Source organism: Polyangium fumosum (assembly GCF_005144585.1).
GTDB classification, from domain to species: Bacteria; Myxococcota_A; Polyangia; order Polyangiales; family Polyangiaceae; genus Polyangium; species Polyangium fumosum.
On sequence record NZ_SSMQ01000028.1, the window covers coordinates 77,597 to 93,738 of the forward strand.

10 protein-coding genes are annotated in these 16,142 nt (G+C 69.3%); 3 read left to right on the plus strand and 7 right to left on the minus strand.

The window, feature by feature from the left end:
• Nucleotides 1–15: 15 nt before the first annotated feature.
• The 6 genes from E8A74_RS25375 to E8A74_RS25410 form a co-directional block, all read right to left on the minus strand.
• A complete protein-coding gene (locus E8A74_RS25375; protein WP_136931650.1) occupies nucleotides 16–2,601 on the minus strand; it encodes an Hsp70 family protein in 2,586 nt (861 codons plus the stop codon).
• Between the two features lie 3 nt (nucleotides 2,602–2,604).
• Nucleotides 2,605–3,039: a hypothetical protein gene (locus E8A74_RS25380; protein WP_136931651.1), complete on the minus strand. Its 435-nt coding sequence runs from the start codon at nucleotides 3,037–3,039 to the stop codon at nucleotides 2,605–2,607.
• Nucleotides 3,036–4,253, minus strand: a complete 1,218-nt coding sequence (locus tag E8A74_RS25385) for a hypothetical protein (RefSeq protein ID WP_136931652.1) — start codon at nucleotides 4,251–4,253, stop codon at nucleotides 3,036–3,038. The genes E8A74_RS25380 and E8A74_RS25385 overlap by 4 nt, the downstream gene beginning before the upstream one ends.
• Nucleotides 4,254–4,458: 205 nt before the next feature.
• Nucleotides 4,459–5,250 carry an SAM-dependent methyltransferase gene (locus E8A74_RS25390; protein ID WP_170229357.1) on the minus strand — a complete coding sequence of 264 codons (792 nt, stop codon included), beginning with the start codon at nucleotides 5,248–5,250 and terminating at the stop codon, nucleotides 4,459–4,461.
• Nucleotides 5,251–5,323: 73 nt separating this feature from the next.
• The gene (locus tag E8A74_RS25395; protein WP_136931654.1) at nucleotides 5,324–8,275 is read right to left on the minus strand and encodes a serine/threonine-protein kinase; all 2,952 of its coding nucleotides are present in this window, start codon (nucleotides 8,273–8,275) and stop codon (nucleotides 5,324–5,326) included.
• 1,551 nt (nucleotides 8,276–9,826) lie between these two features.
• The gene (locus E8A74_RS25410) at nucleotides 9,827–10,663 is read right to left on the minus strand and encodes an NAD-dependent epimerase/dehydratase family protein (RefSeq protein WP_136931657.1); all 837 of its coding nucleotides are present in this window, start codon (nucleotides 10,661–10,663) and stop codon (nucleotides 9,827–9,829) included.
• A 101-nt stretch (nucleotides 10,664–10,764) separates the two neighbouring features.
• Between E8A74_RS25410 and E8A74_RS25415 the strand changes: the two genes are divergently transcribed.
• The 3 genes from E8A74_RS25415 (at nucleotide 10,765) to E8A74_RS52665 (ending at nucleotide 13,274) form a co-directional block, all read left to right on the plus strand.
• Nucleotides 10,765–11,568: a helix-turn-helix transcriptional regulator gene (locus tag E8A74_RS25415; RefSeq protein ID WP_136931658.1), complete on the plus strand. Its 804-nt coding sequence runs from the start codon at nucleotides 10,765–10,767 to the stop codon at nucleotides 11,566–11,568.
• 531 nt (nucleotides 11,569–12,099) lie between these two features.
• Nucleotides 12,100–12,429, plus strand: a complete 330-nt coding sequence (locus tag E8A74_RS25425; protein WP_136931660.1) for a four helix bundle protein — start codon at nucleotides 12,100–12,102, stop codon at nucleotides 12,427–12,429.
• A 245-nt stretch (nucleotides 12,430–12,674) separates the two neighbouring features.
• Complete coding sequence (locus E8A74_RS52665; RefSeq protein ID WP_170229358.1) at nucleotides 12,675–13,274, plus strand: RNA polymerase sigma factor; 600 nt, start codon at nucleotides 12,675–12,677, stop codon at nucleotides 13,272–13,274.
• On the opposite strand, the gene E8A74_RS25435 is transcribed toward E8A74_RS52665, so the two are convergent.
• Nucleotides 13,192–15,948, minus strand: a complete 2,757-nt coding sequence (locus E8A74_RS25435) for a pentapeptide repeat-containing protein (RefSeq protein WP_136931662.1) — start codon at nucleotides 15,946–15,948, stop codon at nucleotides 13,192–13,194. The two genes, E8A74_RS52665 and E8A74_RS25435, sit on opposite strands and share 83 nt — an antisense overlap.
• Nucleotides 15,949–16,142 lie beyond the last annotated feature (194 nt).

Below are 16,142 nucleotides of genomic sequence, written 5' to 3' on the forward strand. Positions count from 1 at the left end.
CGAGGGCCCTTTGGATCACGCGCCTCCCCGCTCCGTGACGAGGCCGAGCGAAGGCAGGCGCTCGCGCGCCCCATCGATCCGCGAGGTCTCCGCGTTGATCGCCTCGAGCTTGCGCCGGAGCGCCGCCGCGTCGGTCGTGTCCGCCGTGAGGTTCGCGAGCGGCGCGAGGACCTTCTCCTGGAGCTGCGCGACGAGTTTGTCGCGCTCGGCGATCTGGAGCGAGCCCACGTCGGAGGACGAGGGGACGAAGTCGACGAGGTGCCGCTCCACGCTCTGCGCGTAGTACCGCTCGTTCCGCAGCCTGCGCTCGAGGTAGGCCGGATCGTCGAGGCGCATCTGCGCGAACTCCTCCTGCATCGCGGTCTCGTCGAGGGCCTGCACCTCGTTGAAGACGCGGCGCCAGGCCACGGCGTCGGAGGCCTCGTACGCCGCCATCGCGCGCGCCTCGATCTCGGCGAGCCGCTTCTCCCACGCGGACCGATCCATGCCGTAGAGGTTGCCCGAGGCGCGGTAGACGCGGCGGCGCAGCTCGTTGAGCTCGGCCTCGAAGCGGGCCATGGGCGGCGAGAGCGTCTCGTTCGGGTCGCCGCGGTACCAGTCGACGAGCAGGCGCAGCTTTTCGCAGAGCGCCTGCAGCTTGTCCGGATCCGTCGCGACGACCTCGCGGATGCCGGCGACGAGCATGTCCGCCTCGGCCCGGTAGCTCGTCGCGCTCGAACCCCAGAGCGACTTGCTCGTCGCCTCGGCCTCTTCGAGCAGCGCCTCCACGGCGCCCGCGGGATCAAAGCGCGGCGCGGCGGGCGGCTCGACCTGCGCCCAGAGCTCCTGCCCCGCCACGACCGCGCGCGCCTCCATCCGCATCGCGTCGTCGCACCGGAGCGTGAGATCCACGGGCGTGCCCACGGGCAGCTCGCGCGGGACCTGGAGCAGGAGCGCCTTGATCGGCATGCGGTTCTGCAAGAGCCGGAGCACCACGGCCCCGCTCTGATCCGCGGTGAAGAAGCGGCTCTTCACCTCCGCGGGCAAGCCCGCGCCGCGCGCGATGAGCACACGCCGCTCGCGCCGGCCCGCGCGCACGACCTCGATGGAGAGGTCCTTGGCCACGACCGAGGGCCGCGAGAGCGCGCTCGCCCGCGGCCGGACGTCGCCGCGGTAGAGCGCAAACGGGAGCTCCGCGAGCACCTCGCGCTCGACCGAACGCAGGGCCACGCGCGACGCGTGCTCAGGCTCCTCGCCGAGCGGGACGTCGAGCCGCACGACAGCCCCCGCCGCATCCGGGAGCGCCGCCTTCGCGACCTCCTCGGCGCCGCTCATCCCGCGCAGGACCGCGATCTCCGCCGCGCCCTCCGGCGCCTGCTCGACGCGCACGCCGAGCCGGATCTTCGAGCCCTGGCTGACGAGCGGCGTCGTGAACGAGACCGTGATCTTCCGCTCGGGCTCGCCGATCCGCAGGCCCCCGAGCTGCGCCGCGTGGATGGCCGCGCCGAGCGCGACGCACGTGTCCACCTCGTCCTGGAGCGGCTTCTCCGAGCGGCTCTTCTTGCAGATCGCCTCGGTCACGCGGCGGACGACCATCGGCACGCGGGTCGAGCCGCCGACGAGCACGACGTGATCGATCTGCCCGAGATCCACCGACGAGGTCTCCGCGCTCCGCGCGAGGGCCCGCTCGCAGCAGGTGATCGTGGTCTCGACGAGATCCCCGATCGCCTTCTCGTAGTCGGCGCGCCCGATGTCGCCCTCGAACGAGACGTTCTCGCCGCTCTTGTCCTGCATGAAGTCTTGCTTGGAGACGCTGACGACCTCGGAGGTCGAGAGCGACTCCTTGATCTCCTGCGCGAGGTGCACGAGGCGGCTGAAGCGCTGCCGATCCTCTTCATCGCCGCGGACGTCGAGGTCGAGGGCGTAGCCGCGCGCGACGAGGATGCCGCGGAGCTTCTCGGCGAAGCGCCGATCGAGGTCGTCGCCGCCGAGGTAGTTGTCGCCGTCGATCGCGAGCACCTGGTACTCGCCGCCGAGGCAACGCAGGATCGAGACGTCGAACGTGCCGCCGCCGAGGTCGTAGACGAGGAAGTTGCCGTCGCCGAGGCGGCTCTTCCAGGTGTGGTAAATGGCCGCGGCCGTGGGCTCCTGGAGGATGCCGATGACGTCGAGCCCCGCCATCTCGCCGGCCTTGCGCGTGGCCTCGACCTGCGGCGCGTCGAAGTAGGCGGGCACCGTGATCACGGCCCGGTCGACGCGCACCTCGATGCCCTCGGACGCCTGTTTGCCGAGGTGCTCGCTCATGCGCGCGCGGAGCTCGGCGAGGATCTTGGCGCTCACGTCCTCGGGCGCGAGCGCGTGCGGGCCGACGTCGACCTTCGCATTTTGCCCCATCTTGCGCTTGATGGACTCGACGGGCGGAGGCGTCTTGCCGCGGCGCTGGCGCGCGGCGTGGCCGACGAGGAACGCCTCGCCCTTGGGATCCCAGGCGACCGCGGAGGGGACGGTGCGCCGGCCGAAGCGGTCGGCGTAGATGTGCAGATCGCGCTCGGACGGGTCGAGCATGGCGATCTCCGAGTTGGTCGTGCCGAGATCGATTCCAACGGGACGGTCGACGAACATGGTCTATCGCTTCCTCTCGGGGGACGTAGGGGCTGCTTCTGCGGCAAGCACGGGATCTTCATCGAGCGAGAGCACGCTTCGCGGCCCCCGCTCGGCCCCGCGGGAAAGGAACGTCGCGAGCGCGAGCGCCACCGAAGGACGCGGCGCGAGATCGGCGAGCCCGACGGGTTCGGCCGCGGGGGATTTGCGCATCTTCGGCGGCGCCTGCGCCGGGCCCGAACGATCGAGCGCGGGGTGGCGTGGGCGGGCGCCGATCGCGGCGCGCAGGCGGCGCAGCGGGTGCAAGGTGAGCTCTTCCCAGGCGGCGCGGATGGACGCGCGCTCGCTCTCGCCCGCGTCCTCGGCGAGCTCGCGCAGCCGCTCCGTGATGGCGCGCGGGCCCTCTTTCGGATCGAGGTCGAAGCGTTCGAAGGGGTTTTCCGGGGGGTGGTCGCTCATGACGAGATCCCGAGGAGCTTTTTGGCCTCGCCGAGGCGCTTCTTGGCCTCCGGGAGCCGCGTGGCCCCGGGGTAGAGCTGCTCGGCGCGGTCGATGAGGGCCACGGCCTTGTCGTGATCGTGGCGCGTGGGCGCGCGCGCGCCGGGCAGGAGGCGGAGCGCCTGCTCGCAGAGCGTGTTCGCCTTCATGAGCCGCGCGTTCCGGTGCGTCGGGCAGATCGCGATGGCCCGATCGAGCAGCTCCAGCGTCTCGCGCTCGGTGCGCACGACGTCCGAGCGGAACACGAGCATCTGCGCCGCGCGGGCCGCGTACGCGAGCTTCGACGGATCGTCCTCGATACGCCGCGCGAGCGAGTCGACGAGCGGCGTGAGGGGGCTGATGATCTCCCGGAGCGCGTCCCAGCGGCTCGCGCGGTAATGGGCCCAGGCGAGCGGCGTGGCCTGCTCGATCGCGGCGTGCTCGACGCTCTCGTCCTCGCCGGACCAGCGCCACACCGCGACGAACCGCCCGAGCATCGCCGCGCCCTCCGCGGCGCTCGGCTCGCCCTTCGTGGTGACCTCGGCGAACACGGCGAGGACGGGCGCGAGCGCCTCCTCGACGGCGACCGCGACGAGCGACGAGGCCCGGCGCGCCGCCCGCTCCGCGAGGGCCTCGGGGGCACGGGCGATCCGCGCGGCTTCCTGGACGCGTCTGAGTGCGACGAGCGCGCGTTGTGCGGAGGACGTGAGATCCCGCGCGCCGGTGCGCGCCCGCTCGCCGAGGTCGTCGATGCACCAGAGCGGAGCGTCGGCGAGGGCGCGATCGAGGTCCTGCCGCGCGAGCGCGCTGCCGGTGACGGCCTCGCCGAGGTCGCGGAGGTAGGTCTCTTCGCGGCCGAGGGCGAGCCAGGCGGTGATCGATCGGACGAACGCGTCGGGGGAGGTCGCCGGGAGGTCCGCGAGGGAGGCGTGGTGGAGGGCGAGGTGGTGGAGGAGCTCCGGGGGCGGATCGATCTGGCGCGCGGGTTCGAGGTGTTCGTGGAGGGCGTGGGGGTTGTCGGCGCGCGCGGCCTCGACGGCGTCACTCCCGCCGGGCAAACGCCGCAGGACGGCGCAGAGGCCGGCGCCGCGGGCCGGGGGGCGGACGTCCGGTCCGGCCTGGGCGCGGAAGAGGCGCTCGAAGGCGATCTCGTCCGTGAGCCGCGCGAGCAGCGCTTCGTCCTCGTCTCGCCACACGGGAGGCATCATCCGCGGGAGGGGCGGATGCGGTCAAGACGGGCGGGAGCGGGGGCGGGAGCGGGAGCGGGAGCGGGAGCGGGAGCGGGAGCGGAAGCGGGAGCGGAAGCGGGAGCGGGAGCGGGAGCGGGAGCGGGAGCGGGAGCGGGGGCGGAGTCGCCGCAACGGTACCGCGCGGAGGATCATCCGCGGGCGGGAGGCGCGCTTATCGGTCTGCCGGCTCGAACCCGAGCCAGGAGGCGGTGGCGGGATCGATGCGGCTCTTGCGCACGGGGGGAATGTAGAGCGTCGAGGCTGGCGTGACCCTGGCTTCCGCGAGCTTGCCGAGGCGCAGCCGCTCGATACGCGGCGCGCAGCCAATGTAGATCGCGGCCTCGTAGATCGTCACGGCGTGGTCGGCAGGGTATTCCTCGCAGAGCCGCGCCACGAGGAAGGGGAGCTTGTGGTTGCTCGCGCCTTCGCGACGGTACGTGTTGTCTCCGAACGACCCGATCTGCCAGAGCACGAGCGCCGTTGTGGGATCGATGCGCTTTCGATGAAGCACGAAATGCGACGCCTCGTAGCTCTGCATGCCCTGGTGACCAGGATCGATGCCGAGGTCGGCGAACAGGCAATCCTCCGCCGAGATCGCTGGCAGCATGGTCGCCGGATACCCCTCGTCACGCGCGCGCTCGATGGCCAGGTGCCCCGGATAAGCGAACACGCCCGGATGCCCGTAGAGCACCACGCACGTCCGATGGCCCCCCCTTACCGAGTCAAGAATGCGGTCCACCATCGCGTGATACGTCTCTCCACGCGGCTTGCCCTCCCCGTAGAGCACCGTGAGCGACTCGGCCGACGGCGATAGCTCCTTGATCACACGCTCGGCGACGAGATCCGCGACCACGTAGAGAACCTTGTCCGACGCCTTGATCCAGGCGATCGCATTTCCCGTGAGATGCTCGGTCGTCCTGATTCCGGTCCCCACGACGACGAGCGAGCCATTCCCTTCGATCATCCATTCCTCCATCCCTCGCCCCGACGTCGAGGCACGTATGATCATCCGATGAGAGCCGGCGACAGCACCCGGGCTAGTCCTGGCAGCCGAGCGCCGTCGCGCGTTGCGCCGCGGCCTTCGCGGTCGTCGACGCGTCCGCCTGGCCCCACCGCCGCAGGACCACCTTGTACGCCGCGCACGCCTCCGCCTTCTCCTTGAGCCTCTCGCGCACGACGCCGAGGCGGTACGTCGCAAGGGTGTGCCTCAGCGGGGCGTCGAGCGCCGTGCACGAGCGCGCCGCCGATTCGAGGCGGGGCAGCGCCTCGTCGTACCGACCCGCGAGGAACGCGACCTCCCCGAGCACCGCCGTGACCATCGAGACGTCTGCCTGCGGATAATGCAGGTGCGGGCGCTTCAGCACGCTCCCCGCGAGCGCATCGCGGCCCTGCTGCGGGGTGCTCGCGGTCGCGGCCGTTCCTATCAGCCAGAGCACGCTCGGATCCGCCTCCTTGCCCTGCCACTCACGCTCCCACCCCGCGCGAGCCGCCTCGTACGCCGCCGCGTCCAGCCGTCCCGCCCGTTGTTTGGCCTTCAAGAGCAATGCCTGGGCATCGTCCCAAGGCCTCCACATCAAAGGACGACCCCACGCAGCTCGCTGCGAGAGGAACTGCTCGGCCACCTCCCCCGCCTTCCGGTCCTGCCCCATCTCCCAATAAAGCCGCACCAGCGCGAGCGCCGGCACGGCGTGCTTCTCCTCCTGCGGTTCGCCGATGATCTCCCGATCGAAATCCTTCGCGAGCCGCTCGGCCTCGTCGAAATGGCCAGAGAGGATCGCGAGGTTGATCCGGAGCTTCACCGCCGCCTCCGGCATGCCCGCCTCGCGGAACCGCCGGACCGCCTGATCCACCGCCGCGCCCACCGCGCTGAGCGGCTGGCCCGAAGCCTCCAGGGCCACCGCCAGCTCCTGGTACGCGAACGGCGACGCCTGCTCTTTCGTGATCCACCGGCGCGCGTCCGGCTCGAGGCGGCTGCACCTGCCCATGAGCTTCTGGAAGCGCAGCCGCTCGATGACGCAGTCCGTCGCCAAGGGCGCCAGCTCCACGCAACGATCGAGCGCATCGATCGCTTCGGGAATGCGCTCGTCGCGGAAGAGCGCCAGCGCGCGCGCTTGCCAGCAGTCCGCATACCGCTGATCCAGCTCGAGGCAGCGATCCACGAGCGCGAGCGTGTGCTCGGGCGAGGCATCCGGCTGCACCGCGTGGAGCAGCAAGACGAGCTCCGCGTCGCCAGGGAAGCGCCGCGTGGCCGCTTCGAGCCGGGCGGTCGTCGCGGCCTGATCGGGCGGATCGCGCTGGATCAGCGGCTCGAACGCGTCGAGCAGCACCTGGTCCCGCGCCGGCATCGTCGCGCGCAGCTCCACCGCGCGCTGGAACTCCGCGCGCGTGCTCGTCGTCTTGCCACGAAACCGATCGATCACCGCGAGCCGCAGATGAGCCGCCCCGAGCGTCGGGTCGAGCTTGGCCGCCCTCTCGAACGCGTCGTACGCGAGCCCCCAGGAGGCGTCGCGGATGCTCTGCAATCCCTGGCGATAGGCCGCGAGCGCCTCGGGGCTCGCGCTCGAGGGCAGCTCGAGCTCGGTGACCGCGGTGGGCGTCGTGGACGGCGCCGCCGACGCCGACGCCACCGGCTGCGCCGCCGACCTGCGGCGCAGCCGCGACACGATGCCCGTGGAGAGGACGGCCAAGCCGGTGATCGCGAGCGTCACCGCCGCCACGAGCTGCCACCGACCCTGCACCGACGCCCGAAGCGTGGGCCCGACCGCCACGGCCGTCGGCGACTCCACCGTGTTCGCCAGCGGCGGGCGCTCGGGTGGTGCCGGCGCCGGTCTCTCGATCCGCACCGAGGGCGGCTCGAAGGGCTTCGCGCGCTTGCCCGTGACCGGCGAGGGCGACCGGATCGTGTTCATCGGCGCGCTGCCCGCCTCGGGCCTCGGCGTGGCGGAGCGAGACGTCGAGGCCGCGAGCGGGCGAGGCGCTTCGAGCGTCTCCGGTTCGTGTCCGACCGCGGGCGCGCCCGCGCGCGTCGCCGAGGGCGCGTTCGGGCCCTCCTCGGCATCCGCGTCGACGATACGCACGACGTCGGGGATGGCGAGAAACTCGCCCGTCACGAACGGTACGAGCGTCTCGATGACGTGGTCCATCGACGGGAAGCGGTCGGCGGGGCGCTTCGACACCGCGCGGCGCAGGGTCCGCTCGACCGTGGCCGGCACGATGCCGTCGAGCGACGGCGGGTCGTCGGCGAGGATCGCGGACAGGAGCCGCACCCCATCGAGGCCCGGGCCGAAGGGGACCTCGCCCGTGAGCAGCTCGTACGCGAGCACGCCCCAGCCGAACTGGTCGATGCGCGCGTCGACCGCGTCGCCGCGGAGCTGCTCGGGCGCCATGTACGCGGGCGTTCCCACCATCATCCCCTCGCCGGTGAGCGTGTCGCTCTTGGGGTTCGAGGGCGGATCGAGATCGTCCTCGCCCGGCGTGGACCCGCGCGTGGAGAGCCCGACGCGCATCCTGCGCGCGATGCCGAAGTCGAGCACCTTGATCGCGCCGTCGTCGCGAAGCATCACGTTCTCGGGCTTGATGTCACGGTGGACGATGCCCTCGCGATGCGCCGCCGAGAGGGCCCGCGCGACATCGACGAGCCAGCCGAGCCGGCGTGAAGAGGTCGTGCCGGCCGCGATGAGCTGGCGGAGCGAGACACCGTCGACGAACTCCATCGCGAGGTACGGCGCGCCATCCAGCTCGCCGATGTCGTAGATGGCGACCGTGTTCGGATGGCTCAACGCAGCGGCGGCGCGCGCTTCGCGGAGCATGCGGCCCTCGGCGCGCTGCCAGGCCTCCGGCTCCGCGGTGCCCTGCTTGCGCAAGAGCTTGAGGGCGACGCGGCGTTCGAGCCGCGTGTCGCGCGCCTGATACACGTCGCCCATCCCCCCCTCGCCGAGGGGGGCTTCGATGACGTAACGATCGACCGTATCGCCTGGGCGCAGGCGCATGGCGTCATGGTATCGCGAACTCGTGACGATTCGCGAAGATCCGCTCTCGATGGTTCCTGGACAACCTTGTGGGCAACCTTGGGAGACGCGCGACGTGCGATGTGGGGCACGTACGCCAACTCTTCATGATTCCCCTCGCCGCTCGATCAAGGAGGATCAGGAAAACTGGCGGCTGTCCGGGGAGCGGACCGATATCGGCGCGCGTACGGATGCGGGCCCGGTATCCGGAGAGCGTGACGACATCGGGCCGCGTACGGAGTCCGGAGAGCGCGTGGACAACGGGCCGCGCACGGACAAGGGGTTGGGGGGATCGGAGGTTCGGCTCGACAAGGGCGCACGGGTCGAGAGGGGCGCGCGGGTCGACAGGGGCGCGCGGGTCGACAGGGGCGCGCGCGTGGACAACGGGCCAGCGTCGGAGGCGCGTGCCGCCATCGTGGGGCAGCCGAGCAGGTACGGGCACGACCACGGCGAATGCATTGAGGCAGCATCCGGGTTGTCGGCCCGAAGGCGCTCGAAGATCGCTTGCGGTTGCCCCGAGTGTACGGCCTCTCGATCGACATCCGAGACGCCCGCGATGCGCATGGTCTCGTCAGGATTGAGGTAAAACCTCGCCAACAAGGAGTGGTCGAGGGCCATGTCCGCAAAAAACGCGAGGAGGGACTGTGTCATCTGTTCGCTCCCTACTAACTACGATCTCGTAGGTGGTGCTGGCGGCGGAGCGTGGCGTACGCGAAGCGCGTAGAGAATACCTGCCAGCAGCCCGAGGATACGGGTCTCTCCAGGCCGTCGCAAGCCCGGGAGAACGGCGTCGCGCTTTCTTTTCGCGCGGTTGTTCTCAGGGCGCGCCCGTTTGCGTCAGAGCGCTGTCGGATCTGCGTGCTTCTATCCGCGAGCGCAGGATGTCTTCTGCTTGGCAGGACGCATCCCTCGGGGGACTTGCGTGGGAATCGAGCTTGTCATCGAATTTTCTTGCACTGTGAGGACATGCGTGCTGCAGGGCTGGAGGCCGCGTGAGGCGCCCGGGGAGGAGAGGCGTGACGCGCTGGCTCGATGCTATCCACGAACGGGGACGTCACCTCGGGCGCGGGGGTGGGGGCGGAAGCGGGGGCGGAAGCGGGAGCGGGGGCGGAAGCGGGAGCGGAAGCGGAAGCGGGAGCGGGAGCGGAAGCGGGAGCGGAAGCGGAAGCGGGAGCGGGAGCGGAAGCGGGAGCGGAAGCGGGAGCGGGAGCGGCAGAGAGATCTGGTTGTGTACCGCTGTTGAGGAAGGGGGTAGGTCGAGTGCCGGATGGGCCATGGGCCTTGCCAGGTGTGACGGCGGCCATGGCGGAGCCCGAAGTGCGCGGGCACGATGCGGTGGCGAAATGTCGCGCTCATACCGGATGCAATTCGCGAAGGATTCGCCCGTGCAGGGCTCTCGGCGCGTGGACCGCCAATGCGTAAGCGTGTGCCCCTCGGGCAACCCTCGCTGCCCTTCCCAAAAGCGCGCCGGCGAGAGCAGCCCTGATGCGCCGCCTTCGGTGGACTCGTGTGGTGCGAGGGGCGGCTACCAAACTATGCAATCCCCCTCGCCACGGCATCCCCGAGCCGCGGCACCTCGGGTGAGAAGCCGAGATCTTCGCGGATCCGCTTTCCATCCATGACGGCCTCGAAGGCCCTCGCACGCTCGGGGGTGGAGCCGTCCGGGGGAGGCTCGCCCACCGAAGCGAACAGCGTGGCGAGATTGGGAGACTCGTCGTCCACCAGGTTGTACACGCGATGGGAAGGGGATGGCGCGTCGAGCAAACGCGCGACGGCCTGGGCCACGTCGAGATGATGGCCAATCGACATCCGTTGCATGGGGGGGAACGTTCGCATGAACGGCACCACGTCGGCGATGTGCGGATCTCCGTCGCCGTAGACGAACGGCAATCGAAGGACGCGCACGTCGAGGCCTTCGAGCGCGAGCAGGAAGCGCTCGGCGGCGAGCTTGCTCTTGGGATAGCTCTCGATCGGGTAGCAGGAGTCGTCTTCGTGCGAGAGGCGCCCACGAACCGCGCTGGGCCCGTAGACGAGTCCGGTGCTCGTGAAGACGAAGCGCTTCACCGAGGCTTCGCGGACCGCCTGGGCGAGGTGCTGCGTGCCGAGGTCGTTGACCGCGTGCGCCTGCTCCGGCGTCGCGCCACGAAAGAAGGCTGCACAATGCACGACCGCGTCGACCCCGCGCACCGCTGCGGAGAGGGAGCTCGGCTCGAGCAGATCGCCCAGAGCGAGCTCGATGTGGGCTTCGCGCAGGTCTTTTGCGCGCGCTTCGTCGCGAACGAGGGCACGCACGTGATGGCCGCGCTGAGCGAGCCGTTTGGAGAGGCGACTTCCGACCTTACCGGTGGCACCGGTGACGAGGATCTTCATGCCCCGGACCGTAGTCACCGCGTGTTTTGGCCGATTGGAAGAAACGGACAAGCACCTCGCCGAGCTTGCGTGCGCCTCGTGCGCGTAGCAAGAGATAGCTCGTGCACTCGCCCATCGTTCAAGAGCCTCGTGTCGCGCGGGCGTCGCTCCCGTCGAGCGGGTCCCCGGTGGCCGAGCTCTCGGTCCTCGAGTGCGACCGAGACGGACAGCGCGTCGCGCTCCCCTATGCCGAGCTTCAGATCGTCGCGCGCTTCGGGGTGTCGGCTCGTGGCGGTTTGGATGCGCACGCGATGGGCGTGGGGCAGAGCGCGCGTCGCAAGATGCTCCGGCGCGGGCAGCGCAGCGTGATGGCGCGCCTTCGGCTGGGCGCGAGCGAGCGCGTGCTCGGCGTGTCGGCTCCGGAATTGACCGGACGAATCGTCGCCCTCGAAGACCTCTGGGGCAAAGCCGACACTGAGCACCTCTACGAGCGCCTCGCCGGGGCACGAGACACGGTCGCCGCGGCCGCCATTCTGGAGAGTGCCATCGTCGCGCGGTCCGCACCCGCCCAGGCGGTCCGCGCCCACACCTCGCTCGCCCTGGAAGCCGCGAAGCGCCTCGCCACGCGAAGTGCGAGCCGCGTGAGCGCCGTCGCCGACGAGCTCGGGGTGAGCGAGCGTCACCTTCGCCGCCTCTTTCAGGAGACACTCGGTGTCGGGCCCAAGGCTTACGCCAAGCTCACGCGCTTTCACCGCGCCCTGCGCGCCGCGCGGGAGAGCCGCCCGGCCGGTTGGGCCGGCATTGCCGCCGGAGCCGGCTATTATGATCAAGCGCATCTGATTGCCGAGTTTCGCTCCATTGCAGGAGTGACCCCGCGCGAGCTACTCGGCGAGCTGCGCACCTCGGGGGCCATCGGCCGAGTGTGACGCGAGGTTCGTCGCGCGTCGAAAGGTCACGCTCGCGAGCGTGCAGCCTCCGCCTCGAGGCCGAACGGATCGAGCGGCCCGAGTGGCACGATGCCGTTCGGATTGAATGCTTTGATCTTGAACCGACCCGCAGAACCGCAGCGCGGGAATCTGGCGATGATGGGAGCCGGAAACAGTAGCGGGAGCGGGAGCGGGAGCGGGAGCGGGAGCGGGAGCGGGAGCGGGAGCGGGAGCGCTGGCGGGAGCGGGAGCGGGAGCGCTGGCGGGAGCGGGAGCGGGAGCGCTGGCGGGAGCGGGAGCGGGAGCGCTGGCGGGAGCGCTGGCGGGAGCGGTGTTCAGGGGATCCCGCTCGGGGACGGCGAGCGTACCGTCGTGCTCGGCCTCTTCAAGGCCATGCCGTGCTCGCCGTCCTCGCAGCACTGCGTGCTGCTCCGGGCGGCTCCGCGCGGTGCTGCGCAGCCTTGAAGAGGCCTGCGCGCGACGGTGTGGGACGGGGGTCCCGGCGATTGGGTCGTCGGGCGGAGGTTCTTTATGCTGAGGATTTACGAAGTGGTTTTGGCGATGGCTGCGGACGCGGCGGGCATTGCGGAGCAGATCGAACGACGGGATTCCGATCTGGCTCGGCAAATGCGCAGGGCCACGCATAGCGTCGCGCTGAATGTGGCGGAAGGGATGGGCAATCACGGCGGGACGAAGCGGCAGCGCTACGCCTCCGCTCTCGGCTCGGCAAGGGAAGTGCTCGCTTGCGTCCAGGTCGCCCAGGCCATGCGGTACATCGGCGCCGTCGACGCGCAGGCGCTCGACCGAATGGACCACGTCATCGCCACCCTCGGCCGCCTCGTCTACCGCCGCGCATCGTGAAACGAAGGGCGGGCCCTCCTTCCTTCAGGTCGGCCCGCCCTTTCCGTCAGGATCACGGCCCCCATTCCAAGGCCCCTCGCCCCATTCCCTTGGGATCGCGGGGTCTCCCGCGACGAACCTACGTCTGCATTTGGGGGATTTTCTTCTCCCCCAAGCTGTGCGAGAAAACAAACGACGCCAGCCGGCGCTTGCAACACCGACCGGCGTCTGACCCGCAAACCCCGTACACCCGGAGTTCACGAGCTGTGAGCAACGTAGACGTCCATCCTGAATCCGCCAAGAAACCTACACTCCTTCCCTCGCCCGAGGCTTCCTTCGCGCGGTTTTACCGCGAATGCCGGGGGTTCGTCCGCTCCGTCCTTCGCGCCCGCGGCGTTTCGGCTCGGGAGGCCGACGATCTCGTGCAGGAGGTCTTCATGCTCGCCTGGCAGCGCCACGATCGGCTCGCGCTCGGCGACCAAGCACGACCCTGGCTCTACACGGTCGCGCTCTACATGGCCTCGAACCATCGCAAGCTCGCCCGGCACCGAGTCGAGGACCTCACGGCCGATCTCCCCGAGCCGCTGGTCTTTCCGCGAATGATCCAAGCCATGGAGGCGACCCGCCTCCTGGCGAGGGTCCTCGGCAAGCTCGGCCGGAAGGTCGCTGCGGTGCTGATTGCGTACGAGATCGAGGGGCGCTCGATGGTGGAGATTGCCCGCAGGCTGCGGATACGGTTGAAGACGGCCTACGCGCGGCTGCATCTAGCGCGGGAAAAACTGGTCAGTCTCGCGTCGAACGGCCTGGAATGTCGACATCGATTGCCCCTCGGGAGCTTGGGTCGAAGGATTCTGGCCAGCGAGTGAGTGGATTGTAGACGGCGCCTCTGAGGTACGCATCGCTGAGGTTCGCACCGCTGAGGTCTGCACCGCTGAGGTCCGCACCGCTGAGGTCCGCATCGCTGAGGCCCGCATCGCTGAGGTCCGCACCGCCGAGGTCCGCACCGCTGAGGTCCGCGCGGCTGAGGTCCGTGCGGCTGAGGTACGCACCGCTGAGGTTCGCACCTCTGAGGTTCGCACCGATGAGGTTCGCACCTCTGAGGTTCGCACCGATGAGGTCCACACCGATGAGGTTCGCACCTCTGAGGTTCGCACCTCTGAGGTTCGCACCGCTGAGGCTCGTACCGCTGAGGTCTGCACCTCTGAGGTCCGCACCGCTGAGGTCCGCACTTCTGAGGTCCATACCTTCTAGACTAACGCCCTCTGCGCTGATCCACGGCGCACCCAATCGCACCCACTCCTGACGCATCCAGAACCATCCCAGCATGGAACGCAGCGCCGGCGTCTCGACCTTCAATGGTTCCAGTCCATGAAGTGAGCATCGGATCGCCAACGCAGCATGTCGAAGGGGAACGCGCTGGTCATCTCGCCATGACCGTTCCTCCTCGTGCTTGCCCTCGTCAAAATCCGGCCGTTCATCCACGAAGCAGCCCTCCGCCCAACCCCCAAGGTTCTTTCTTTCGTCCTCCTTCCACTGGACGCCGTTGAGAATGGCCATCAAGAACTCGAAGCTGCGGTTGTCTTCTTCGAGCAACACCGCACCATAAAGTTCACGTTCCAGGCTCCTCTGCCTCGATTCTCTGCGCTCCTGGAGGATCGCCCGCAGCCTATCCGCCCACCAGCAAGCCGCCAAGAACTCCCCGAAGCTCTTGTGGCCGAACAGGATCACGTGGTTCTGATCCCGCAAGTCTGCCTGCAACACGAGCATGGCTCCCATGCGGATCATCTCCTGGACCTGCGGCTCTCCGCGGAGGTCGAGCACCTTCCGGAGAAGGTGGTTGACGTCCTGCAAATCGAGATGCTCGCCCCGCGCTTCACGCCTCCGATGCTCCCACGCAATACGCGACATGAGCCACAACATCGCATCCTCCAGCGAGGCATCTTTTCCGATGTTGCCAAGGTCGCGCAGCTTTTCCCGGAGTTTCTCTGATGCGTCCGCCACACGAGGATGCCGATCCCGGTCGTGCTTGCACTTCCCGGCGGCGATCTGCTGGAAGAAATGCTCATAGATCGCTACCTGGCTCGTGTCCCCCTGCTCAATCCGAGTAGGACCCCAGGTGACGGCGCTCATGAAGAGCAGGATGGGCGTCGTCCCCAGCTCCAAAAGTTTAGCGTTCGTTAGCCCCTCGACCGTGACGGGCTCGCTTCCGCTGATTTGGTTCCAGCGATCAAGCCAAGCCCCGATCTGATCCTCCTTCCGGAAGGACTGCACATCAATGATGGGGATGCCCCCGAGCTTGTCCTCCGACGGCAACGCGCCCTTTCGCGAGAACACCACCACCCGATGCCGATCACTCGTCGCCCCCTTCAGCTCCCGAAAGAGCTGCTCCACCTCCGTGTGCGACAACGCAACCTCGTCCAGCCCATCCACGATGTACACGACCCGCATCGTATCGGCCGGCATCGCCAAAGCATCGTCACTCCGCAGCAGAGAGAGCCCGATCGCCTCCGCCTGGTTGCGAAGCGCCTCCCGGACCGTCGCAGCAAAGGACTCGCGCTGAAAGTCTCGCGCGCACTTGATGAAGATTGGAAGCACAAGCTCAGCGGACGGTTGGTCCACGCCCCGCATGTACGTCTGCGCCCACCCAAAGGCGAGCATCCGCGCGGTGAGGGACTTCCCCATACCGAAATCCCCACGCACGATGACGATGGGATGCTTCCCGAGCAGGTCGCCGATGAACTCGCGCAGGGGCTTGCGCGTTTTTCCCCAAACGCCATCCGGCTCCACATACATGAAACCAAGCGGCATCGTCGGCACGCCCGGCGTGGTCGTCCCGAAGACGTGCCGCCTGTCCGAAATCGACCCATCCTCCATCAACCGCCGCCGAAGCTGCCGCGCGCGATCCTTGTCGACCTCCAGCAAAAACCGCCCCAGCTCCCGCCCTGCCCCCGTCACCAGCAGCTCGGCATACGCCATCTGAAACGCGCCCTCGAACTGGAGCCGCGCCCCCTCGCGCCGCATGTCGAGCAACGCCGTGTCCTCGCCCCCCTCGAACCGCCCATCGGCGAACGCCGTATACAACGCCTGATAGATCGGCGTGGCCATCGGATCGGGATGCAACGCATGCATCGCCGAGAGTCTCTCCGCCGCGGCCCGCTGCTCGAATTCCGGCAGCAGCCACCCCAGCGCGAGCCGAAGCCGCGTCTGGATCTCCTCCTCCCGCGCGGCCTTCTCGTTCGACCGGAAAGCCCGATGGAGCCAGGGCCGCTCCTGCAACCCGGGCGCCATCCGCTCGTCCCCCGCCCAGTGCTCGTAGAACGCCGTGCCGAACGCCTGGAGCACGAGCGCCGTATGCAGCGCCGTCATCCGTGTCCGCGGCTTGGCCGTCGCCACCCCGTGCACGGCACCGAGGGCCTCGAGGACGGCGCTGATCGCGCTGACGTCCGATTCCTCGAAGCCCTGCTTGGCCTCGCCAAGGTAGCTGAACGCCCCCGCGGCGAAGACCTTGCCGAGCATGGTGACGATCGTGATGGGTTCCATGGGTGGACGCTCTCCATTCACCGGGTTCTGAGCGGCGGCAGCATGGCTCGCGCACGGGCGTGAGGGCTCGTGGCCAGCAACGCCTCGGACTTGTCTCGCCACACGGGAGGCATCATCCGCGGGAAGGGCGGATGCGGTCAAGACGAGCGGGGGCGGGAGCGGAAGCGAATTTCCAGGGGAGCGGGGCCCTGGCG